This window comes from Arthrobacter sp. TJ-238, assembly GCF_058269215.1.
Map to the genome: position 1 here is coordinate 229,011 of NZ_JBZCNH010000003.1, position 22,126 is coordinate 251,136.

At 72.4% G+C, this 22,126-nt stretch carries 22 protein-coding genes and 1 riboswitch; of the genes, 4 read left to right on the forward strand and 18 right to left on the reverse strand.

Going from position 1 to position 22,126, the window contains the following annotated elements; genetic code table 11:
- Positions 1-54 precede the first annotated feature (54 nt).
- The 8 genes from lgt to hisI all read right to left on the reverse strand — a co-directional run bounded on the left by lgt (position 55) and on the right by hisI (position 7,778).
- Positions 55-1,308 carry a prolipoprotein diacylglyceryl transferase gene (gene lgt, locus AC4D2O_RS07195; RefSeq protein WP_490906122.1) on the reverse strand — a complete coding sequence of 418 codons (1,254 nt, stop codon included), beginning with the start codon at positions 1,306-1,308 and terminating at the stop codon, positions 55-57.
- Positions 1,305-2,081: a tryptophan synthase subunit alpha gene (gene trpA, locus AC4D2O_RS07200; protein ID WP_490906492.1), complete on the reverse strand. Its 777-nt coding sequence runs from the start codon at positions 2,079-2,081 to the stop codon at positions 1,305-1,307. Before trpA ends, lgt begins: the two co-directional genes overlap by 4 nt.
- A 74-nt stretch (positions 2,082-2,155) precedes the next feature.
- Positions 2,156-3,511: a tryptophan synthase subunit beta gene (gene trpB / locus AC4D2O_RS07205; RefSeq protein WP_490906494.1), complete on the reverse strand. Its 1,356-nt coding sequence runs from the start codon at positions 3,509-3,511 to the stop codon at positions 2,156-2,158.
- A 141-nt stretch (positions 3,512-3,652) separates the two neighbouring features.
- Entirely contained in the window at positions 3,653-4,477 is an 825-nt protein-coding gene (trpC, locus tag AC4D2O_RS07210; RefSeq protein WP_490906123.1) for an indole-3-glycerol phosphate synthase TrpC, read from the reverse strand.
- Positions 4,478-4,726, reverse strand: coding sequence for an HGxxPAAW family protein (locus AC4D2O_RS07215; protein WP_442884872.1), 249 nt, complete (start codon positions 4,724-4,726; stop codon positions 4,478-4,480). It abuts the gene before it with no gap.
- A 192-nt stretch (positions 4,727-4,918) separates the two neighbouring features.
- A complete protein-coding gene (locus AC4D2O_RS07220; protein ID WP_490906124.1) occupies positions 4,919-5,782 on the reverse strand; it encodes a Trp biosynthesis-associated membrane protein in 864 nt (287 codons plus the stop codon).
- Complete coding sequence (locus AC4D2O_RS07225) at positions 5,779-7,332, reverse strand: anthranilate synthase component I (RefSeq protein WP_490906125.1); 1,554 nt, start codon at positions 7,330-7,332, stop codon at positions 5,779-5,781. Before AC4D2O_RS07225 ends, AC4D2O_RS07220 begins: the two co-directional genes overlap by 4 nt.
- Positions 7,333-7,337: 5 nt before the next feature.
- Positions 7,338-7,778: a phosphoribosyl-AMP cyclohydrolase gene (gene hisI, locus AC4D2O_RS07230; RefSeq protein WP_490906126.1), complete on the reverse strand. Its 441-nt coding sequence runs from the start codon at positions 7,776-7,778 to the stop codon at positions 7,338-7,340.
- An 81-nt stretch (positions 7,779-7,859) separates the two neighbouring features.
- Between hisI and AC4D2O_RS07235 the strand changes: the two genes are divergently transcribed.
- The gene (locus AC4D2O_RS07235; protein WP_490906127.1) at positions 7,860-8,504 is read left to right on the forward strand and encodes a TIGR03085 family metal-binding protein; all 645 of its coding nucleotides are present in this window, start codon (positions 7,860-7,862) and stop codon (positions 8,502-8,504) included.
- Between the two features lie 59 nt (positions 8,505-8,563).
- Here AC4D2O_RS07235 and hisF read toward each other — a convergent pair whose 3' ends face one another.
- The 9 genes from hisF to aspS form a co-directional block, all read right to left on the reverse strand.
- A complete protein-coding gene (hisF, locus tag AC4D2O_RS07240) occupies positions 8,564-9,334 on the reverse strand; it encodes an imidazole glycerol phosphate synthase subunit HisF (protein ID WP_490906128.1) in 771 nt (256 codons plus the stop codon).
- Between the two features lie 8 nt (positions 9,335-9,342).
- Positions 9,343-10,188, reverse strand: coding sequence for an ATP phosphoribosyltransferase (hisG, locus tag AC4D2O_RS07245; RefSeq protein ID WP_490906129.1), 846 nt, complete (start codon positions 10,186-10,188; stop codon positions 9,343-9,345).
- 62 nt (positions 10,189-10,250) lie between these two features.
- Positions 10,251-10,514, reverse strand: a complete 264-nt coding sequence (locus tag AC4D2O_RS07250; protein ID WP_334209689.1) for a phosphoribosyl-ATP diphosphatase — start codon at positions 10,512-10,514, stop codon at positions 10,251-10,253.
- Positions 10,515-10,605: 91 nt separating this feature from the next.
- The gene (gene ribH, locus AC4D2O_RS07255) at positions 10,606-11,088 is read right to left on the reverse strand and encodes a 6,7-dimethyl-8-ribityllumazine synthase (RefSeq protein ID WP_490906130.1); all 483 of its coding nucleotides are present in this window, start codon (positions 11,086-11,088) and stop codon (positions 10,606-10,608) included.
- Between the two features lie 22 nt (positions 11,089-11,110).
- Positions 11,111-11,749 carry a 3,4-dihydroxy-2-butanone-4-phosphate synthase gene (gene ribB / locus AC4D2O_RS07260; RefSeq protein WP_490906131.1) on the reverse strand — a complete coding sequence of 213 codons (639 nt, stop codon included), beginning with the start codon at positions 11,747-11,749 and terminating at the stop codon, positions 11,111-11,113.
- Complete coding sequence (locus tag AC4D2O_RS07265) at positions 11,746-12,402, reverse strand: riboflavin synthase (RefSeq protein ID WP_490906132.1); 657 nt, start codon at positions 12,400-12,402, stop codon at positions 11,746-11,748. Before AC4D2O_RS07265 ends, ribB begins: the two co-directional genes overlap by 4 nt.
- A 52-nt stretch (positions 12,403-12,454) precedes the next feature.
- Positions 12,455-13,525, reverse strand: coding sequence for a bifunctional diaminohydroxyphosphoribosylaminopyrimidine deaminase/5-amino-6-(5-phosphoribosylamino)uracil reductase RibD (gene ribD, locus AC4D2O_RS07270; protein WP_490906133.1), 1,071 nt, complete (start codon positions 13,523-13,525; stop codon positions 12,455-12,457).
- Positions 13,525-14,208, reverse strand: coding sequence for a nicotinamide riboside transporter PnuC (gene pnuC / locus AC4D2O_RS07275; RefSeq protein WP_490906134.1), 684 nt, complete (start codon positions 14,206-14,208; stop codon positions 13,525-13,527). The genes ribD and pnuC overlap by 1 nt, the downstream gene beginning before the upstream one ends.
- A 114-nt stretch (positions 14,209-14,322) precedes the next feature.
- Positions 14,323-14,467, reverse strand: a riboswitch (FMN riboswitch).
- 142 nt (positions 14,468-14,609) lie between these two features.
- Complete coding sequence (aspS, locus tag AC4D2O_RS07280; protein ID WP_490906135.1) at positions 14,610-16,394, reverse strand: aspartate--tRNA ligase; 1,785 nt, start codon at positions 16,392-16,394, stop codon at positions 14,610-14,612.
- 185 nt (positions 16,395-16,579) lie between these two features.
- Between aspS and AC4D2O_RS07285 the strand changes: the two genes are divergently transcribed.
- Positions 16,580-17,842, forward strand: a complete 1,263-nt coding sequence (locus tag AC4D2O_RS07285; RefSeq protein WP_490906136.1) for an APC family permease — start codon at positions 16,580-16,582, stop codon at positions 17,840-17,842.
- Positions 17,843-17,920: 78 nt separating this feature from the next.
- Here the strand turns inward: AC4D2O_RS07285 and hisS are convergent, their stop codons facing one another.
- Positions 17,921-19,249 carry a histidine--tRNA ligase gene (hisS, locus tag AC4D2O_RS07290; RefSeq protein ID WP_490906137.1) on the reverse strand — a complete coding sequence of 443 codons (1,329 nt, stop codon included), beginning with the start codon at positions 19,247-19,249 and terminating at the stop codon, positions 17,921-17,923.
- 344 nt (positions 19,250-19,593) lie between these two features.
- Between hisS and AC4D2O_RS07295 the strand changes: the two genes are divergently transcribed.
- Positions 19,594-21,360, forward strand: a complete 1,767-nt coding sequence (locus tag AC4D2O_RS07295; RefSeq protein ID WP_490906138.1) for a DUF349 domain-containing protein — start codon at positions 19,594-19,596, stop codon at positions 21,358-21,360.
- 111 nt (positions 21,361-21,471) lie between these two features.
- On the forward strand, positions 21,472-22,122 hold the full coding sequence (locus AC4D2O_RS07300) for a hypothetical protein (protein ID WP_490906139.1): 651 nt from the start codon (positions 21,472-21,474) through the stop codon (positions 22,120-22,122).
- Positions 22,123-22,126 lie beyond the last annotated feature (4 nt).

The following is a 22,126-nucleotide window of genomic DNA, read 5'->3' on the forward strand; positions in this document are numbered from 1 at the left end:
CGGGGACCGAATCCCGCGGCTCCGCTTTCGCGGGGCCCTGAGGAACATGGAGCGCTACTCGGGAGCCGTTGTTTCGGAAAGGTTACCACGGTCGTTCCGCGCCCTCTGCGCGGTGTCCGCCACGTGGCTACCTGTGGCCGAAGCGTTACCGGAGGCGGCCCGCGGAGCATCGCCGGCCGTGTCCGAGGAGCGCGCCGGGACGTCGTCCCCGCCGATCCTGTCGCCCTTCGCATCGCCGTTCACCCGACCGTTCGCAGGGGCGTCCGTGTCGCTGTCCACGCCACGGCCGCCGCCCGTGGTGCTGGTCGTGCCGGCGACCTTCCCGTCATCTCCGGACGCCGGGAGGTCCGCGTCGCCCTTCCGGTCCGCGTCGCCTGCGGAGTCCGCGCCGTCCTTCCGGTCCGCGTCACCCTCTACGGCGCCCTTCGGCTCCCGCCCGGGCAGGTACACGGAGGAGTCGTCGACGGGTCCGCGCCGGACCGACAGGTAGACGAGCACGGCGAGCGACACGAGGAAGACGGCGATGCTGGTCCACACGTTGAGGCGCTGCGTGATGCCGAAGAGGGTGACCATCTCGGCGTCGTCGATGCGCAGCGCCTCGATCCAGACGCGCCCGAGGGTGTAGTAGGCGGCGTACAGCCAGAACATGCGGCCGCCACGGAGCCGGAACCTCCGGGCGAGCAGCAGCAGGAGCGCCACGCCGGCGAGGTTCCACAGGAGTTCGTAGAGGAAGGTCGGGTGGAACAGCGTGCCGGGCGCCTGGTCGGGCGGGAAGTTCGGGTTGTCGGCGTCGATCTCGAGGCCCCACGGCAGCGTGGTGGGTGCGCCGAAGAGCTCCTGGTTGAACCAGTTGCCGAGCCGGCCGACGGCCTGCGCGAGGAGGACCCCGGGCGCGGCGGCGTCGGCGAACGCGGAGAGCTTCACGCCCGCGCGCCGGGCACCGATCCACGCACCGACGGCGCCCAGGGCGATCGCGCCCCAGATGCCGAGCCCGCCCTGCCAGATCTGCGGGATCCGCGCGAGGTCCCCCTCGGGCCCGAAGTAGGCGTCGGGCGAGGAGACCACGTGGTAGAGCCGCCCGCCGATGATGCCGAACGGGATGGCCCAGATGGCGATGTCCCAGACGGCGTCCGCGTGGCCGCCGAAGGAGACGAAGCGCTTCTGCGTCAGGATCAGGGCCAGGATGATCCCGGCCAGGATGCACAGTGCATAGGCGTGGATGGTCAGGGGGCCGAGGTCGAAGCTCGCCCACTCGGACGGAGGGCTCGGGATCGAGGCCGCGATGGTCAGGGTCGTGCCCGCGCTCACGCCGCCCCTCCCGTCGGCGCCTTCGGCGTCCCGGTGCTCAGCTCGCGGGTGAGGTCGGCGACCGCGTCCACGCCGCCGTCACGCAGGGCTGCCACGAGGGCCGTCCCGACGATGACGCCGTCGGCGTAGGCGCCGATCTCCCGCACCTGGGCGGAGGAGGAGACCCCGAGCCCCACGCAGACGCGGTCCGCGCCCGCCGCGTGGGCGGCGTCCACCACGGCGCGTGCCGCAGCTCCCACGGAGGTCCGGGCGCCGGTGACGCCCATGACCGAGACGGCGTAGACGAAGCCCCGGCTGGCCTCCACGGTGGCCTGCATGCGCTGCGGCGACGTCGAGGGCGCCACGAGGAACACGCGGTCCAGGCCGAACTCGTCCGACGCCTCGAGCCACTCGGCCGCCTCGTCGGGGATGAGGTCGGGCGTGATGAGCCCGGCTCCGCCGGCGGCCGCGAGGCGCTCGGCGAACGCGCGGACGCCCATGCGCATCACCGGGTTCCAGTAGGTCATCACCATGACGGCGGCGTCCGTCTCACGCGTGATGCCCTCGACGACGTCGAAGATGCGGGGCACGGTGAAGCCGTTGGCCAGCGCCTCGACGGTCGCCTCCTGGATCACCTGCCCGTCCATCACGGGGTCCGAGTAGGGGATGCCGATCTCGATGAGGTCGACGCCGTTCCGCGCCAGGGCGATGCCGGCGTCGATGCTGGTCTGCACGTCGGGGAAGCCCGCGGGCAGGTAGCCGATGAGCGCCGCGCGCCCCTCGCTCCGGGCCATCTCGATGGCGGCGGCGGCCTTGGACTGCCCGGCGGTGGCGGGGCCTCCGGCGGGACCGTTCGTGGACTGCGTGGTCACAGCTGCTCACCCTCCTCCGCGATCTCCTGCTCGGCACTGTCGTCCGGCAGCAGGTCGAAGTAGCCCGCGGCGGTCGCCACGTCCTTGTCGCCGCGGCCCGAGAGGTTCACGACGACGATCCGGTCCGAGGGCTTCTCCCCCGGTGCGAGATCCGCGGCGAGGCGCTGTCCCACCTTCATGGCGCCCGCGAGGGCGTGCGCCGTCTCGATGGCGGGGATGATGCCCTCGGTCCGGCTGAGGAGCTGGAACGCCTCCATGGCCTCCGCGTCGGTGATGGGCTCGTAGTGGGCGCGCCCGATGTCGGCGAGGTAGGCGTGCTCGGGACCCACGCCCGGGTAGTCGAGTCCGGCGGAGATGGAGTGCGACTCCATCGTCTGGCCGTCCTCGTCCTGCATGAGGTAGGACCGTGCGCCGTGCAGCACTCCGGGGCGGCCCAGGGTGATGGTGGCCGCGTGCCGCCCCGATTCGACGCCGTCACCGCCTGCCTCGAAGCCGTAGAGGGCCACGTCGCGGTCGTCGAGGAAGCCGTGGAACATACCGATGGCGTTGGAGCCGCCGCCCACGCAGGCGCAGACGGCGTCGGGCAGCCTGCCGGCCTGCTCGAGGATCTGCTCGCGCGCCTCCTCGCCGATGACCTCGTGGAAGTACCGCACCATCGCCGGGAAGGGGTGCGCGCCGGCGGCGGTGCCGAGGAGGTAGTGCGTGGTGTCGACGTTCGCCACCCAGTCGCGCAGGGCGTCGTTGATGGCGTCCTTGAGGGTCTGCGAGCCGTTGGTGACGGGGATGACGGTGGCGCCGAGCAGCTGCATGCGCGCGACGTTCAGGGCCTGGCGGCGGGTGTCCTCCGCCCCCATGTACACGACGCATTCCAGACCGAGGAGGGCCGCCGCCGTCGCGCTGGCGACGCCGTGCTGGCCGGCGCCGGTCTCGGCGATGACGCGCGTCTTGCCCATCCGCTTGGCGATGAGGGCCTGGCCGAGGACGTTGTTGATCTTGTGGGAACCGGTGTGATTGAGGTCCTCGCGCTTGAGGAACACCCGGACCCCGCCGCAGTGCTCGGCGAAGCGCTGCGCCTCGGTGAGCAGGGACGGCCTGCCGGCGTAGTTCCGGTTCAGCTCGGCCACCTGCGCGGTGAACGCGGGATCGGCCTTCGCCTTGTCGAACGTGTCCTGCAGCTCGTCGAGGGCGGCGATCAGCGATTCGGGCATCCAGCGTCCGCCGTACGCGCCGAAGTACGGTCCGGGGGCATGGCGGAGGCTCTCGTCGTGGCTGAGGAACGCCTCGGCCGTCCCGGCGTCGATGGCGTCCGCTGCTCCGGCGTCCGCGCCGGTCAGGCCCGTGTCCTGGTGCATCTCGGTCATGGCTTCAGCGTTCCTGTCCTGTTGGTCCTGGTCCGGGCGGCGGTGCCGTCCGTGTCCCTCGTGGGCCGGTGGCTGCCGGCCCGTCCTGCTGTGCGCCGCGCACCCTTGGCGGGGCCGCGGAGGCTGCGGCTGTCAGCCGCGGGCTGCCATGCCGGCATCCCATGCGGCGCTGCCGGCCCGCCGGAAGGCGCCGATCGTGGTGGCGGGGTCCTCGTGGCGCACGAGCGCCTCCCCCACGAGGACGGCGTGCGCACCGCTCGCGGCGTACCCGGCGACGTCGTCGGCGTCCCGCACGCCCGATTCGGCGATGATCACGGTGCCGCCCGGGATGAGGTGCGCCAGCCGGCCGAAGACGTCCCGGTCGATCTCGAGGGTCTTCAGGTTGCGGACGTTGACGCCGATGATGGAGGCCCCGGCGGCGACGGCGCGGCGGACCTCCTCCTCCGTGTGCGTCTCGACGATCGCGTTCATGCCGAGCCGGTGGGTCAGGGCGAGGAAGGAGGTGAGCTGCTCGTCGGTGAGGGCCGCGACGATGAGCAGGACGACGTCGGCGCCGTGCGCGCGGGCCTCCCAGATCTGGTACTCGTCAACGGTGAAGTCCTTGCGGAGCACGGGCAGGCCCACCGCGGCGCGGACGGAGTCGAGGTCGGCGAGCGAGCCGCCGAAGCGTCGTTCCTCCGTGAGCACCGAGATGACCGCCGCACCGCCGCGCTCGTAGGACGCGGCGAGGGCTGCGGGGTCGGCGATGTCCGCCAGGGCGCCCTTGGAGGGGCTGCTGCGCTTGACCTCCGCGATGACGGCGATGCTGCCGCCGTGCCCGGCGCCGAGCGCCTCGAAGGCGTCGCGGGGGGCGGCCGTCGCGTGGGCTGCTGCGCGCACGTCCTCGAGGGGCCGCGCGCGGCGGCGGTCCGCGAGGTCCTCACGGACGCCCTCGATGATGTCGTCGAGGACGGTCATCTAGTGGCCGTTGTTCTTGAGCTTCGACCCGCCGACGCCGTAGCCGATCCTGCGCAGGATGAAGCCGACGATCAGGCCGATGAACATGACACCGATGCCGGCCCAGAACAGCAGGGTGCCGAAGTCCTTGTTGCCCTCGGTGCTGGCCAGGATGTAGGCGAAGGAAGCCACGGCCGCGCCGGCCAGCATGATGAGGACGCAGGTCCACGCGGCGGGGCTGTTGCCGTGACCGATCGTCTCGTCGCCCATCTGGGCGTGGTTCGCGGGGGTGTTGCGGTTAGCGGAGGCGCGGGTCTCGGATGCCATGGGAAATCTCCTTCGAACGGGTCTGGTCCCATTCTGCCATCGATGGGTCGGCGCGGCGGTACGGAGGCGGTCACGCGTGCGGCCGTCGCGGCGTGGCGCATGGCGTGCTGGGACCGGATGCGCTGCGGCCGAAGGTCAGCCCGTCGGGTCGTTCCCCCGGGAGAGCTCGTCCCAGCTGTCGATCTCGTCGGCATGGGCGCTCGTGCGGCGGGGGCGCGGGGCCCGCCCCTCGGCGTGCCCGGGGTCGGAGTCCGCTGAGCCGGTGGCGTCGGCGGCGTCGGAGGTCGCGGGGACTGCGCCACTGCGGTCGGGGTCGGCGTGCTCGCGCGTGACCGCGCGGGCGCCCGGCGCGCCGCCGTCCTCGTCGGCACCGGCCTCCCCACCCGTGCCCGCGGCCTCGGGGACGACGCCGGGGGCCACGTCCCCGGTCGACGGCACGGGTGCGCCGGGCTGCAGGCTGCCCGCCGCGGGATGGACGCCGCGGGCGGCACCGGCGTCGTACCGCCGGTTCACGCCCCACGTCCTGCCGGCCAGGACCACCCAGGCCGCCGCGAGGACCAGCAGGACACCGGCTCCCGCTGCCAGCCAGGGCATCGCGCTCGCGGTCACGGCCGCGCCCGCGGAGCCGCTGACCCCGATCGCCGTCCCGATGGCGGGTTCGGCCGCCGTGGCCGGATCGAGGGCGACGGCGGCGCTGGAGAACGCGATGCCGACACCGGACAGCACCAGGATCACCGCGATGACCCACCGGGCCACCCGACCCGCGATGGAGACCGCCAGGGCCGCGGCGAGGGCCACGAGCGCGAACGCCGTCACGGGCGTCGCCGCATCGCTCCCGGGGATGCTGAGGTCGGGTGTCTGCACTGCCTCCTGTGGCAGGCGCACGCTGAGCCAGGTCTGCGTCGTGGACCCGAACGCGAGCAGCGCCAGGATCACGATCGCCATCACGACGGTGCCGCGCCGCGTGAGACGGCCGGCGGCGGGACGTTCGGCGCTCACGGCAGGTCCGCCGTCGCGGTCCGGAGCCCGGCCGCGGTCAGGGCGGCGCGGAGGGGCGCCGCGGCCTTGTTGACCGTCTCCAGGGCCTCCGCCTCGAGGACGGAGTCCGCGACGATGCCGCCGCCGGCCTGCACGTAGGCCTTGCCCTCGCGCAGCAGGGCCGATCGGATGGCGATCGCCATGTCCATGTCGCCCGCGAAGTCGAGGTAGCCGACCACCCCGCCGTAGATGCCCCGGCGATGCGGCTCCACCTCGTCGATCAGGCGCAGGGCGCGGGGCTTGGGGGCACCGGACAGGGTCCCGGCGGGGAAGGTCGCGGCGAGGACGTCGTAGGCGGTCTTCGAGGGCGAGAGCCGGCCGACCACCGTGGACACCAGGTGCATGATATGGCTGAACTTCTCCACCTCCATGAACTGCGTGACGTCCACGCTGCCCGGCAGGCAGACCTTCGAGAGGTCGTTGCGGGCCAGGTCCACGAGCATGAGGTGCTCCGCCTTCTCCTTCGTGTCCGCGCGGAGTTCGACGGCGAGGTCGCGGTCCTCCTCGGTGGTCCTCCCCCGCGGCCGCGATCCCGCGATCGGATGGGTGATGACCTCCTCACCCGTGACGGTGACCAGGGCCTCCGGCGAGCTGCCCACAATCGAGTAGCCGCGTCCGTCGGCGTCCTCGAGGCTGAAGAGGTACATGTAGGGGCTCGGGTTGGTGGTACGGAGGATCCTGTACACGTCGAGCGCCGAGGCATCGCACTCGATCTCGAAGCGGCGGCTGATGACCACCTGGAAGACGTCGCCGTCGACGATGGCCCGCTTGCCGCGCTCGATGGCCTGCAGGTACTCGGGCTCGAACCAGGACTCGCGGACCCGGTCCATGGACCGCTCCGCCGTCGGCGCGCCGACGGCCATCACGGACACGGCGAGTTCCGTGGGGGCCACGAGCTTCGCGAGCATCGCACGGATGCGGGCGACGGCGTCGTGCCAGGCCTCGTCCACGCGCTCGTCGGTGCCGTCGAAGTTGATCGCGTTGGCGACCAGGGTGAGGGAGCCTTCGGAGTTGTCGTGGATGGCGAGGTCCGAGACGAGGCACATCGCGAGCTCGGGCAGCAGCAGATCGTCCTCGGGCGGGCTCGTCAGTCTCTCCCAGTGCCGCACGGCCTCCCAGCCGACGAACCCGACCATGCCGGAGGTGAACGGGGGGAGGTCCTCGAACCGTTCGGTGCGCAGCGCCTCGACCGTGCGGCGCAGGGCCTCCACGGGATTGCCGCCCACGGGGACGCCGGCCGGCGGTTCACCGAGCCAGTGCGCCTCGCCGTCGCGCGTGGTGAGGGTGGCGCGGGAGTGCGAGCCGATGAAGGAGTAACGCGACCACACGCCGCCCACGGCCGCGGACTCCATGAGGAACGTGCCGGGCTGCCCGGCCGCGAGCTTGCGGTAGATGCCGATGGGCGTGTGCGCGTCCGCGAGGACCTTCAGGTGCACGGGCACCACGCGGCGGGCCTCGGCCAGGGCGCGGAACTCCTCGAGGGTGGGGCTGATGGTGCCCAGCTGCTGCATAGGGGTCAGGATCCTTCGGGGTCGGGGCGGTCGGCGGTCACGGCGGCGAGCGCGCGTCCGTCGAAGCAGGTCCTGGTGCCGGTGTGGCACGCGGCGCCTTCCTGGTCGACCGTGACCAGCAGGGCGTCGCCGTCGCAGTCGAGGGCGACGCCCTTGACCCACTGGCGGTGACCGGAGGTGTCACCCTTGCGCCAGTACTCGGCACGGGACCGCGAGTAGAACGTCACGCGGCCACTGGTCAGGGTGCGCCGGAGGGCCTCCTCGTCCATCCAGCCGAGCATGAGCACCTCGAGGGTGTCGTACTGCTGCACGACGGCGGCGACGAGGCCGGCGTCGTCCTTCTTGAGCGCGGCGGCGACGGCCGGATCGAGCGCGGCGTGCTCCCCGAGGGGCGGTCGGGCGGAGGGCGTTGCGGACACGGGCGGGGCCGGAGTGGAAGGTGACATCACCCCTGATTCTAGTGCGGTCGCGGGCGCGCGCCCCCGCACCTGCCCCGGCCTGCGCACGGCATGCTATTTTCAGCTGTGATGCACTACGTAACCCCGTCCCGCGAGGTCCTGGCCGAGACGCTCCTGGCAGCCGGTCCCGACGCCCCCACGCTGTGCGAGGGGTGGCAGACGCGCGACCTCGCCGCGCACCTGTACCTGCGGGAGCACAAGCCCGCGCTCGGTCTCGGGATGGTGGTGCGGAGGCTGTCGTCCGTCACCGAACGCGCCATCAGCGAGACCGCGGAGCGCGCGGCCTCGCCCGCCGGGTACGAGGCCCTGGTCAACCGCTTCCTGGCGGGCCCTCCGGCGCTGTCGCCGATGCGCATCAACGCGATCGACAAGAGCGCCAATCTCATCGAGTACTTCGTCCACACGGAGGACGTCCGCCGGGCCACCACGCGCTGGGCGCCGCGGGCGCTCGACGAGGACTATGCGAACGCCCTGTGGGAGGAGCTCGTCAAGCGGGCGGCCATCCTGTACCGCGGCGTGGATCTCGGCGTGGTACTGGTGAGGCCGGACGGCCCGCGGCACGTGGCCAAGCGCGCCCCCGTCTCGGTGGCGATCGTCGGAGATCCGGGCGAGCTGCTGCTGCATGCCCACGGGCGGCGCCGACAGGCGCTGGTCACGTTCGAGGGCCAGCCGGACGCCGTCGCGCTGCTCGAGAGCGCCGACGTCGGCCTGTAGCCTGCTTCCCCCTGTGGGCGGCCGGCCGGGTCGACCCCGTCCACCCCGCCGGCCGGAGACTAGCGGACGGGGAAACCCGCCTCGCGGATGGCCGTCTTGACCTGGGCGATCGCGTCGACCGGACCGAAGTGGAAGACGGATGCCGCCAGGACGGCGTCGGCCCCGGCCTGCACCGCCGGCGGGAAGTGCTCCGGCCTGCCCGCACCACCCGAGGCGATCAGCGGCACGCCCACCGCCGCGCGGACGGCCCGGATGAGCTCGAGGTCGAAGCCCTCCTTCGTGCCGTCGGCATCGATCGAGTTCAGCAGGATCTCCCCCACGCCCCGATCCGCGGCTTCCTTCGCCCACGCGACGGCGTCGATCCCGGTGCCCTTGCGTCCCCCGTACGTGGTGACCTCGAAGCCCGACGGCGTGCTGGCGTCCCGCGTGCGGCGCGCGTCGAGGGAGAGCACGAGGACCTGGGCCCCGAAGTGCGCGGTGATCTCGTCGATGACCGACGGGCGCGCGACGGCGGCCGTGTTGATCGACGCCTTGTCGGCGCCGTGGCGCAGGAGACGGTCGACGTCGGAGATCTCGCGGACTCCCCCGCCCACGGTCAGGGGGATGAAGACCTCCTCGGCTGTGCGGGCGACGACGTCGAAGGTCGTCTCCCGGTTGCCGGAGGAGGCGGTGACGTCGAGGAACGTCAGTTCGTCGGCGCCGGCGCGGTCGTAGCGGTGCGCGAGCTCCACCGGGTCGCCGGCGTCGCGGAGGTCGGCGAAGTTGACGCCCTTGACGACGCGCCCGGCGTCGACGTCGAGGCAGGGGATGACGCGGATGGCGACGGTCATGGCCGGTCCTAGATCCGGCAGGCGTGGATGGTGCTGACGAGGATGGCGCGCGCGCCGAGCTCGTACAGCTCGTCCATGATGCGGTTGGTCCGGTTGCGCTTGACCATCGCGCGGACGGCCACCCAGTCGGAGTCGCGCAGCGGGGAGATGGTCGGCGACTCGAGCCCCGGAGTCAGGGCCGCGGCCCGGTCCACGAGGTCCGTGCGGATGTCGTAGTCCATCATCACGTACTGGCGTGCCACGAGGACGCCCTGCAGGCGCCGCAGCAGCACGTCGAGCCCGGCGGGCGCCTGGGCGGCGGACCTGCCGATGAGGACGGCCTCGCTCTGCAGGATGGGCTCGCCGAAGATCTCCATGCCCGCCGCGCGCAGCGTGCTGCCGGTCTCCACGACGTCGGCGATCGCGTCCGCGACGCCGAGGCGCACGGAGGACTCCACGGCGCCGTCGAGCCGGACCACGGAGGCGGTGATGCCGCGTGCGGCGAGGTAGTCGTTGAGCAGTCCCTCGTAGCTCGTGGCGAGCCTGCGGCCCTCGAGCTCGCCCACGGAGGAGAAGTCCCCGACGGGCCCGGCGAACCGGAAGGTGGAGGCTCCGAAACCGAGCTGCATGAGCTCCTCGGCCTTCACCTGGGCGTCGAGGAAGAGATCGCGCCCGGTGATGCCGACGTCGAGCGTGCCCGAGCCGACGTACACCGCGATGTCGCGGGGGCGGAGGAAGAAGAACTCGATCTCGTTCTCGGGATCGACGAGCACGAGCTCGCGGGGGTCGCGGCGCTGGCGGTAGCCGGCTTCGACGAGCATGGCGGAGGCGGCCTCGGAGAGGGCGCCCTTGTTGGGGACTGCTACACGGAGCATGGGGATCCTAGGGTGGAGGAGGGACGGGGGCAAGCAGGGCCGCGGGCGGGTTGCCGGCGCGGCTACAGATGCTTGTACACGTCCTCCAGGGTGAGCCCCTTCGCGAGCATGAGGACCTGCAGGTGGTAGAGCAGCTGGGAGATCTCCTCGGCGGCGTCCTCCAGGGACTCGTACTCGGCGGCCATCCACACCTCGGCGGCCTCCTCGACGACCTTCTTGCCGATGCCGTGCACGCCGGAGTCGAGCTCGGCGACGGTCCGGGAGCCGGCGGGACGGTCGGCGGCCTTCGCGCTGAGTTCCTCGAACAGGGATTCAAAGGTTTTCACATCCCCTAGGCTATCGGCTCGCCGGGCTCCTCCGTCCCGCGGCCGCCGTCGTGTGACGGACGCCTCCGCCGCCGGCTCCGTGCGCACCGCGCTACTCGGTCCAGGGGCGGAGGACGGCGGCCGTGGCGAGAGCGGCGGACACCGCCTCGTAGCCCTTGTCCTCGGAGGAGCCCGGCAGACCCGCGCGGTCGAGTCCCTGCTGCTCGGTGTCGCAGGTGAGCACGCCGAAACCGACCGGCACGCCGGTGCGCACGCTCACGTCCGTGAGTCCCGACGTCGCCGCCTGGCACACGTAGTCGAAGTGCGGCGTTCCGCCGCGGATGACGACGCCGAGGGCTGCGACGGCGTCGAACCCCGGTGCGAGGCGGGCGGCGGCGACCGGCAGTTCGAAGCTGCCGGGGACGCGGATCTCGGTCACGATCGCGCCGGCGTCGGCTGCGGCGCGCCGCGCGCCGTCGAGGAGGCCGTCCATGATCTGGGTGTGCCAGCTCGCGGCGATGATCGCGAGGCGGAGGGGTGCACCCTCCGGTGTGAGTGCGCTGATGTCGATGCTCGGGGCTCCGTGGCCGCTCATGGTTCTCCTTCGGTGGGGTTGGTCAGGCGTGGTGTGCGGAGGCGGTTCGCGCCACGTAGGCGACGAGGTCCTCGATGGAGACGAGCGGGATGCCGTGCTCGTCGGCGAACTCCCGCAGGGCGGGCAGGCGCATCATGCCGCCGTGGTCGTGCACGAGTTCGGCGATGACGGCGGCGGGCCGCTTGCCCGCGAGGACGCTCAGCTCGACGCCGGCCTCCGTGTGTCCGGCGCGTTCGCGGACGCCGCCCGGTGCGGCGCGCAGCGGGAAGACGTGACCGGGGCGGGTGAGGTCCTGCGGGCCGCTGGCGGGGTCGGCGAGGACGCGGGCGGTCCGGGCGCGGTCCGCGGCGCTGATGCCGGTGCTGACGCCCGCCGCCGCGTCGCACGAGACGGTGTAGGCCGTGCCCTTGGCATCCTCGTTGACCGCCGTCATGGGCGGCAGGAGGAGGCGGTCGGCGTCGTCGGCCCGTAGCGGCACGCACAGCACGCCGGAGGTCCAGCGCACCGTCCAGCCGACCAGTTCCGGCGTCGCGTCCTCGGCGGCGAAGACGATGTCCCCCTCGTTCTCGCGGTCCTCGTCGTCGACGACGACGGCCGCACGGCCCGCGGCGAGGGCCCGGATGGCGTCCTCGACGGTGTCGAAGCGGATGGCGCCCGTCACCGGAGGGTCCGGCCCGTGTCGTCCTGCCGCTGTGCGTCGACGGCGGCGAAGCCGAGGAGCCTCTCGGCGTACTTGGCGAGCACGTCCATCTCGAGGTTCACCGGGTCGCCGAGCGCCTTGGTGCCGAGGCCGGTCGCGCGGAGCGTGGTCGGGATGAGCCCGACCTCGAACCACTGCTCCGGGTCCTGCGGCGGGCTGACGGCCGTGACCGTCAGGGAGACGCCGTCGATCGCCACGGACCCCTTCTCCGCGGCGTAGCGGCCCAGCGTCGCGGGGAGCCCGAAGCGGAGCCGGTGCCAGGCGCCGAGGTCCTCGCGCTCGAGCAGCACGCCGATGCCGTCCACGTGTCCCTGGACGACGTGCCCGTCGAGGCGGCCGCCCGCGGGGACGCACCGCTCGAGGTTCACCGGGGCCCCCGGCTGGAGGCGTCCCGTGGTGGTGCGGCGGAGGGTCTCGCCCATCACGTCGACGCCCACGCGTGCCCCGTCGAGGGTGACGGCGGTGAGGCAGACGCCGTTGACGGCGATCGAGGCGCCGGGGGCGAGGTCCTGGCCGGTCTCGGGCGCCTCGACGACGAGGAGGCCGCTCTCGCCGTCGGGTGTGAGCTCGAGGGAGACGACGCTCCCCTGCTCGGAGACGATTCCTGTGAACACTGGTGCTTCCTTCGGGTTGCGGGCGGGTGTGAGGTGTCGTGGCGGGCGGATGTCAGGCGGGTGGGTCGGGTGTCCGGGACGGTGGCCGCAGATGCAGCCTCACGTCCGGGCCGAACCTGCCGACCGCGGGCCCCCCGGCGTCGTCCAGCTGCCAGCGGGAGGCGGCGTCGAGGGTCGTGACGCCGAGTGCGGGGAACGCCGGGGCCCCGTCGCCGAGGAGCAGCGGGGCCACGTAGCTGAACAGTTCGTCCACCACGCCCGCCCGGAGGAAGGCGGAGGCGACGCGGGGGCCTCCCTCGACGAGGAGGTGACGGACTCCCCTGCCGTACAGCGCGTCGAGCACCTCGCGCACGTCCCGGGTAGGCAGGTGGAGGAATCCCTCACCGCGGACGGCGGCGCCGTCGGGGACGATGCTCTCGCCCATGACCACCCGCAGTCCGGCACTCCCGGCAGGTACCGGGACGTCGCGTCGTGCGGTGAGCCGCGGATCGTCGGCGAGGACGGTGCCGGTGCCCACCAGGACGGCGTCGGCGAGGGCGCGGATCCTGTGGCCGTCGGCGCGTGCCTCGGCACCGGTGATCCACTGGCTCGTGCCGTCCGGGGCGGCCACGCGGCCGTCGAGGGACTGCGCGGATTTCAGGGTCACGAACGGACGCCGGTCGGTGAGGCTGTCGGTCCACCGCTCGTTCAGTGCCTGCGCGCGGCCGGCCTCGAGCCCGCCGACGCAGTCGATGCCCGCGTCGCGCAGCCGCTGCGCGCCGCCGGCCGCGGCCGCGTTGACGTCGTCGGCCGCATACACGACGCGGGCGACGCCGGCGTCGATCAGCGCCGCGCTGCACGGACCGGTGCGGCCGGTGTGACTGCATGGTTCCAGGGTCACCACCATGGTGGCTCCCCGCGGGTCGTTGCCGCGGTCGCGGGCGTCGGCGAGGGCGGCGGGCTCGGCATGCGGCGTGCCCGCACCCCGGTGGTGGCCTTCTCCGAGGACGGCGCCGTCGGGCGCGAGCAGGACGGCGCCCACGAGGGGGTTGGCGCCCCGCACGCCGCGCGCGGCGAGGTCGAGGGCGCGCAACATGGCCGCCGCTTCGGCCGGCGTGGTACCGGGTGTGCCGGGCGTGACCATCAGCGCAGCGTCGGATCCGGGAGGAGGATCTCGATGCCAGGCTTCGCGGTGCGCTGGGCGCGCGCCCAGACGAAGAAGCCGACGAGCGTGAAGGCGCCGTAGAACATGTACATGAAGGCGCTCGCGTAGTAGCCGGCGCTGAAGAGCAGCGGCACGCCGACGATGTCCACGGCGACCCAGACGAGCCAGAACTCCACCCAGCCCTCGGCCATGCCGTAGGTGGCGAGCAGGGATCCGACGAAGGTCCAGGCGTCGGCCCAGACCGGCTCGTAGGAGCCGAGGAGGCGGAAGAGCGGAGTCAGCGCGAGCGTGCCGATGAGCAGGAACGCGACCATGCCGAGACGTGCCCTGGTGCCGGCCCACTGCGGGACGACGGCCTGGCCGCCGCGGTGCCGGCTCGCCTGCCACTGCCGCCAGCCGTAGACGGAGACGGCGATGAACATCACCTGCCGCCCGGCCTGGCCGAGGAGATTGGCCGCACTCGCCGCGCCGAAGAGGGAGCCGAGGAACACCGTGAGCAGCAGGAGATTGCCGACGATGCCGACCGGCCACGCCCACACGCGGCGGCGCATGCCGCCGAGAGCGCTGAGCAGGCCGAAGATGTTACCCACCACTTCGCGCAGCAGGAGGGAACCGTTGCCTACGGGGATGCGGGCTTCGAAGAGCCACTGCAGAAAATCCATGCCGATCCTTCGCCGATAGAACGGCTCCGGGGATGGCAGAAGAAGGGGCGCACCGCCGTGGCTGTACCACGACAGGACCGCAGCCCGGATGCGGGCAGCGGCAAGCCCCTGCTGTGCGTGCTTCTCCCATCCAGACTGTGACTGTCGGTCCCGGAATTCCACCGGCTCAACCGTCCACTGCCCGCGCGGGTGCGCGGATGGTGGACGGGTCGCGGACTATAACCGCCGGTTCGGACTTACACCGACCCCGGAGCACATACAGAGCTGATTATTTCACAGCACGCGGGCCGGGGCGGAGGATCCGTCACAATTCGTCCGACAGCGATCAGGACGGGGCTCGACGACAGGAACGGGGCACCCCGTCCGGAGTACCCCGTTCCTCTCGGCGGCAGACCTGCAGGTCAGCCGGCCGACGTCGGCTGCGCGTCGGCCTTCGGCTTCGCGTCGACGCCGGCCTCCTTGCGCTGCTGCGCCGTGATCGGCGCGGGTGCGGCCGTCAGCGGGTCGTACCCGCCGCCCGACTTCGGGAAGGCGATGACGTCGCGGATGGAGTCGGTGCCCGCAAGCAGGGAGACCACGCGGTCCCAGCCGAGCGCGATCCCGCCGTGGGGAGGCGCGCCGTACTTGAAGCCCTCGAGCAGGAACCCGAACTTCTCCTGGGCTTCCTCGGCGCCGAGGCCCATGACGGCGAACACGCGCTCCTGCACGTCGCGCCGGTGGATACGGATGGATCCGCCACCGAGCTCGTTGCCGTTGCAGACGATGTCGTAGGCGTAAGCCAGTGCGTTCTCGGGATCCGTGTCGAAGGTGTCGAGGAACTCGGGCTTCGGGGACGTGAAGGCGTGGTGGACGGCGGTCCAGGCACCGCCACCGACGGCGACGTCACCGGCGGCGACGGCGGCCGACGCGGGCTCGAACATCGGGGCGTCGACCACCCACACGAAGGCCCAGTCGCCCTCCCTGATGAGTCCGGTGCGGTGGCCGATCTCGACGCGGGCCGCACCCAGCAGGGCACGGGAGGAGGTCTTCTCGCCGGCGGCGAAGAAGATGCAGTCGCCCGGGTTCGCGCCGACGGCGGCGGCGAGGCCCTCACGCTCGGTGTCGTTGAGGTTCTTAGCCACGGGGCCGCGCAGGCTTCCGTCGTCGTCGATGAGCACGTAGGCGAGGCCCTTGTGCCCGCGCTGCTTGGCGAATTCCTGCCAGGCATCGAGCGTGCGGCGGGGCTGGGAGGCTCCGCCGGGCATGACGACGGCGCCCACGTAGGGGGCCTTGAAGACGCCGAAGCCGGTGTCCTTGAAGAACTCGGTGAGCTCGGTGAGCTCGAGTCCGAAGCGCAGGTCCGGCTTGTCGGAGCCGTACTTCGCCATGGCGTCGGCGTAGGTCATCCGGCGGATCGGGGTGGGGATCTCGACGTCGATCAGCTTCCACAGGCGCGTGACCAGCTGCTCGCCGAGGGCGATGATGTCGTCCTCCTCGACGAAGCTCGCCTCGATGTCGAGCTGCGTGAATTCGGGCTGGCGGTCGGCGCGGAAGTCCTCGTCACGGTAGCAGCGGGCGATCTGGTAGTACTTCTCGAACCCGCCGACCTGCAGCAGCTGCTTGAACAGCTGGGGCGACTGCGGCAGGGCGTACCAGGAGCCCGGGGCCAGGCGGGCCGGCACGAGGAAGTCGCGCGCACCCTCCGGCGTCGACCGGGTCAGGGTGGGCGTCTCGATCTCCACGAAGCCGTCCGCGTGGAGCAGCTCCCGGGCGACCCGGCTCGCCTCGGAGCGCAGGCGCAGGTTGGCCTGGGGGCCGGGCCGGCGGAGGTCGAGGTAGCGGTGGCGCAGGCGCGCCTCCTCGCCCACCTCGACGTGCTCGTCGATCTGGAAGGGCAGCGGGTCCGCGGTGTTGAGGATCTTCACGGTGTCCGCGATGACCTCGATCGCGCCCGTGGCGAGGGCGGGGTTCTCGTTGCCCTCGGGGCGCTGGTGCACCGTGCCGACGATCTGCAGGACGTACTCGTTGCGCAGGCTGGAGAACACGTCCTCCTCGCGGACCACGACCTGAGCGAACCCCGAGGCGTCACGGAGGTCGAGGAACGCCACTCCGCCGTGGTCGCGGCGGCGGGCGACCCAGCCTGCCAAGGTGACCGTTTGTCCTACGTGCTCGGGCCGAAGGGAGCCGAGTTCATGCGTGCGGAGCACAGCATTCCTTCCCACAGTTGTGTCAGATGAGTCGCAGGCGTCGTAAGCACCTGCCTAGAGTTGCTTCAAGCCCGACCAACTTTACCGGTCCCGGTCTGGCCGCCCGGACAGGAACCCCGAGGGCGGTGTCGTCCTGGCCTCCGGGGTTCCTGTGCGGGCGGCCAGACCGATCCCTGAGGAGGACCATGTCCGAGCAACCGGCGCTGCGGCGCGTTCTGGGCGGCTTCGACGCCACCACGGTCGGGGTCGGCGCGATGATCGGCGCCGGCGCCTTCGTCGTCTTCGCGCCGGCCGTCGCGGCCGCGGGGACGCTCCTGCCCCTTGCCGTCGTGATCGCCGGGTTCGTCGCCTACTGCAACGCCTCGGCGACGGCCTCCCTCGCCGTGCGGTACCCCGCGAGCGGGGGCACCTATGTCTATGGACGCGAACGCCTCGGGCACTGGCCGGGCTTCCTCGCCGGCTGGGGCTTCGTCACCGGCAAGGCGGCGTCCTGCGCCGCGATGGCCCTCGCCTTCGGCCTGTACGCGGCCCCGGGCGCCGAGAAGGCCGCCGCGGTGGCCGCCGTCGTGGGCCTCACGGCCGTCAACCTCCTCGGCGTGACCCGCACGGCCCTCGCCACGCGCGTGATCGTCTCGCTCGTGGTCCCGGTCCTGGCCTTCGTGATCGTCGTCGGCTTCTCGTCCCCCGCCGCCCCGTCCATGACCGGGGGCGGGGCCGCCGGGATCGGGGGCGTGCTGCAGGGCTCCGCGCTGATGTTCTTCGCGTTCGCCGGCTACGCCCGGATCGCGACCATGGGCGAGGAGGTCCGGAACCCACGCCGGAACATCCCCGCAGCCATCCTCGGCGCCCTCGGCTTCACGCTGCTGCTGTACCTGCTCCTGGCGCTCTCGCTCCTGCACGCGCTCGGTCCGGAGGCGCTCGCGGGCGCCACGGCACCGCTCCGGGACGTGATCGACGTCGCTGTCCCCGGGGAGGGATCCATGGGTCGGGGTGGAGCCGTGGTCACCATCGCTGCAGCGCTCGCCAGTCTCGGGGCCCTGCTCGCGCTCGTCGCGGGAGTGGGCCGCACGAGCCTGGCCATGGCGCGCCAGGGCGACCTGCCGCGCGCGCTCTCGCGCATCTCCGCGCGCCACTCCGTGCCCTGGGTCGCCGACGTCGCGACGGCCGCCGTCGTCGTCGGCCTCCTGCTCGTCACCGACGTGCTGACGGTGGTCGGGTTCTCCAGCTTCGGTGTGCTGCTCTACTACGCGATCGCCAACATCGCGGCCTTCACGCTCACCGAACGGCAGTGGTACGCCCCGCGCTGGCTGAACGCGCTCGGCGCGGCAGGGTGCCTCCTGCTCGCCTTCACCCTCCCGGCGGTGTCGGTCGTCACGATGCTCGGCGTACTCGCCGCGGGGGTCGCTGTCCGGGGCGTGGTGCTCGCCCGACGCCGCCGGCGGGCCTGACCGCGGCGGCTTCTGCGCGGACCGCCGCGCCTGGGACGGACCGCCGCGCCTGGCGCGGCGGCCCGGTCGCGCCCGGCGTCAGGCGGTGGTGACCACCGGCCGGAGGTCCTCCGCCGGTGGCGCCCAGGACGCCGGGTCCGCCGGGGTCTGCTCGCCCGACCGGATGTCCTTGACCTCGTGGGCGCCGTCGGAGGCCGTGAACCACACGAACGGGATGCCGCGGCGATCGGCGAACCTGATCTGCTTGCCGAACTTCTCCGCGCTCGCCGCCACCTCGGCCGGGATGCCGCGACCGCGCAGCGCCGCGGCGACGTCCTGGGCCTCGGACCAGGAGTCGTCGTCGGCCAGCGTCACGAGCACCGCCGTCGGCACCGAGCGGGAGACCGTGGCGAAGCCCTGGCTGAGGATGCGCGAGACGATCCGGGTGACGCCGATGGACAGCCCGACGCCGGGGAAGGTGCGGTTGCCCTTGCGCGCCAGGGCGTCGTAACGGCCACCGGAACAGATGGAGCCGAGCGCCTCGTGCCCGTCGAGGACCGTCTCGTAGACGGTGCCCGTGTAGTAGTCGAGTCCGCGGGCGATGCTGAGGTCGGCGACCACGCGGCCCGGCGCGCGGCGCGATGCCTCGCCGACCACCTGGCGCAGCTCCTCAAGTCCTTCCTCGAGGAGCTCGTTCGTGACGCCCAGGGCGCGGACCTGCTCCACGAAGGAGGTGTCGGCGGTGCGGATCGAGGCGAGGTCGAGGGCGAGGCGCACCTGTTCGTCGTCCGCGCCCACCTCGTCGCGGAGCAGAGTGCCCACCTTCTCGGGGCCGATCTTCTCCAGCTTGTCGATGCTCCGCAGCACGGCGGCCGTGTCGTCGAGACCGATGGCCCGGTAGAACCCCTCCGCGAGCTTGCGGTTGTTCACGCGGAGCGTGAAGTCCGGGATCGGCAGGGCGCCGAGGGCCTCCACCACGGCGAGGGCGAGTTCGACGTCGTACCGGAACGGCAGGACGCCGTCGCCCACGACGTCGATGTCCGCCTGCGTGAACTCGCGCGCGCGGCCCTCCTGGGGCCGTTCGCCGCGCCAGCACTTCTGGATCTGGTACCGGCGGAACGGGAAGGCGAGGTGCCCGGCGTTCTCCACGACGTAGCGCGCGAACGGGACGGTGAGGTCGTAGTGGAGGGCGAGTCCGCTCTCCGAGGCGGACGCCTCGTCGGCCTGCAGCCGCGAGACCGCGTAGACCTCCTTGTCGATCTCGCCCTTGCGCAGGAGATGCTCGACGGTCTCGACCGCGCGTGTCTCGATACTCGAGAAGCCGTGCAGCTCGAACGTCCGCTGCAGCACCCCGAGGACGTGGAGCTCGATCAGGCGCTCCTCCGGAAGCCATTCGGGAAAGCCTGACAGTGATGCCTTGCGGGCCATGGGGTGGTTCTCCTCCTGCGATGGGGACCGGCCCTCGCGCACGGAGCAGCGGACCGGTTCTGCGGCCTCAATCCTAGGTCCCGGCGGTGGCCTGCGAAAAAAGGAGCGACGACAGCGGCCGAAGGCAATGCCCGCTCCCCGCCGTGACGCGGATCAGGGGCCAGTGGGTAAAGTAACCTCAGGGCAGGTTGCGCGCTGCTCGGGCAATCGGTGGGCGCTGAGGAGACTCGTTCGGCGGGCTCTTCCGCCGCTACCCGAAGGGCCGGGCCGATAGACTCCTAGACCCTGCATGAAATGGCCCCGGCGTTGCTCACGGCCATCCGACGAGCGAAAGACTTCTAGCGGTGACAGACAGTCAGCAATCCGACGAAACGACCATCGGCCAGCACTCGCAGCAGGACGCTGCGGGGGCCGACGGTGCCCCCATGCCCGCAGCCTCTCCCTCCGCCCCTGACACGGGCGGGGACCCGGACCAGACGCAGGACGCTGCTCCCGCCGACCCCGTGCAGGGCGTCGACGCCACTGTGGCGGACGCCGTAGGCACGCCGGAAGCCGAAGCATCGGCGGCAGTGGAGCCCGTGGCGGCCGAGCCCGAGGACCAGCCCGTTGTGGCCGAGCCCGAGGACCAGCCCGTTGTGGCCGAGCCCGAGGCGGCCGGCGACACGGACGCCGTGGCGCCGGCAGAGGCCGCACACGCCGCCACCGAGCCGTCGGTCCCGCTCGCTCCCGAGCCCGCCCCGCTGAGGACGCCGTCGCCCAGCGCCGCCCCGCCGCGCGCGCCTCTGCCCACAGCGATGGCGCCCCGCCCACTGAAGAAGGCCGCGCAGCCCCTGGCGGCCCCTCCCGCCCACAGCACGTCCCTCGAGGAGGCCGGCCGCTTCGCCCGCGTCGAGGATGACGGTCATGTCTTCCTCCTCGTGGACGGCGCCGAGCACCCGGTGGGCCAGTACCCCGATGCGACGCGCGAGGAGGCGCTCGGCTACTTCGTGCGCAAGTACGACGACGTCGTGGCCCAGGTCGCACTGCTGGAGCAGCGTGTCCAGGCGAAGGCGCCGTCGTCGGACATGGCCAAGACCGCCAAGCACCTGCGCGCGCAGGTCGGCGAACGCAAGATGGTCGGCGACGTCCTCGCGCTGGAGGCGCGGATCGACGCGCTGCTCGGCGAGATCGGCAACCTCGAGAAGGCCGAGCGGGCGGCGCAGGACGCCCTGAAGGCGAAGGAGCTCGCCGCGCGCGAGGCCATCGTCGCCGAAGCCGAGGAGCTCGCGGAGCGTGACCCCTCCACCGTGCAGTGGAAGGCCAGCAGCACGCGCATGAACGAGCTCTTCGAGCTGTGGAAGGCCGCACAGAAGAACGGGCCGAGGCTCGGCCGGGGCACGGAGGACGCCCTCTGGAAGCGCTTCCGGTCCGCGCGCACCGTGTTCGACCGTCACCGCCGCGCGTACTTCTCCCAGCTGGACAGCGACAACGCGGAGGCGAAGCAGGCCAAGGAGGCGCTCATCCGGCGCGCCGAGCAGCTCTCGGACTCCACGGACTGGGGCCAGACCGCCGCCGAGTACCGTCACCTGATGGACGAGTGGAAGTCGTCCAAGCGCGCGAGCCGCAAGGACGACGACGCCCTGTGGGCCCGCTTCCGCGCCGCCCAGGACCGCTTCTTCGAGGCCCGCAAGGCCGCGAACGAAGCCGTCGACGAGGAGTACGCGGGCAACCTCGCGGTCAAGGAGGGGCTCCTCAGGGAGGCCCAGCAGATCCTGCCCATCCGGGATCTCGCGGCCGCGAAGAAGGCGCTGCAGTCCGTGCGGGACCGGTGGGACGAGGCGGGGAAGGTCCCGCGCGCCGACATGGGACGAATCGACGCCGGGCTCCGGAAGGTCGAGGACGCCGTCAAGGCGGCCGACGACGAGAACTGGACGAAGACGAACCCCGAGACGAAGGCCCGCACCAACAGTGCGCTGAGCCAGCTCGAGGCCACCATCGCGCAGCTCAGGGACGACCTCGCCGACGCCGAGAGCGCAGGGAACGCCAAGAAGATCGCGTCCGCCCGGGAGGCGCTGGCAGCCCGCGAGCAGTGGCTCGAGATGCTGCAGAGGTCGGCCCAGGACTTTTCCTGACCCAGGCCTCCCAGCGGGAGGGTAGCGGCGTCGAACAGGCCCTCCGGCACCGTTGTCCACATCGGTGCCGGAGGGCTTCTCCGTGCTCCCCGCGGTGGGGATGCTGGAGCAATGCCTCCCCTGGACAGCACCGCATCCGGAGCACCTCCGGAGCGCGTCCTGGGGCCGGGGCAGCCCGTCACGTCCACCGGCGGGGCGCTGTTCCATGCCGGGGAGATCTTCACGTCGGCCGAGCTGCAGGCCATGCGGCTCGATGGCCTGGTGCGCCTCGTCATCGGTGACTCGTACCTCCGCAGCGACTTCAGGGAGGGCCCCGCCACGAGGTCACGGTCGGCCGTCCGCAGCGTCCCCGCCCCGATGCGGCCACGGGTGGCCCTGGGCCGCTCCACCGCGGCCTGGGTCTACGGGTGCGCTCCGCCGCCCGCCCTGATCAGCCTGGTGACGGACCACCGGCGCCGCACCACGGCGCTGCCGCCCTTCACTCCCGCCGTCATGCATCAGGTCGCGCTCGGCCCGTTCGACGTCAACCTGATCGGCGGGGTGTCCGTCACCACGCCGCTCCGCACGGCGCTGGACATCGCCGTCCACGGCGAGGATCGGGACGCCGTGCCCGTCCTCCGGGCGATCGGCAGGGCCGCGGTTCTCGACTGTCCCCTGCGGCTCGTCGAGGCGGCGCTCGTCAATGCTTCGCGGGTGCCGGGCAAGTCGCGGGCGCTCGCCCGGCTGCGCGCGGCCCGGCGCCCGCGGGACGTGCGGGCATGACGGT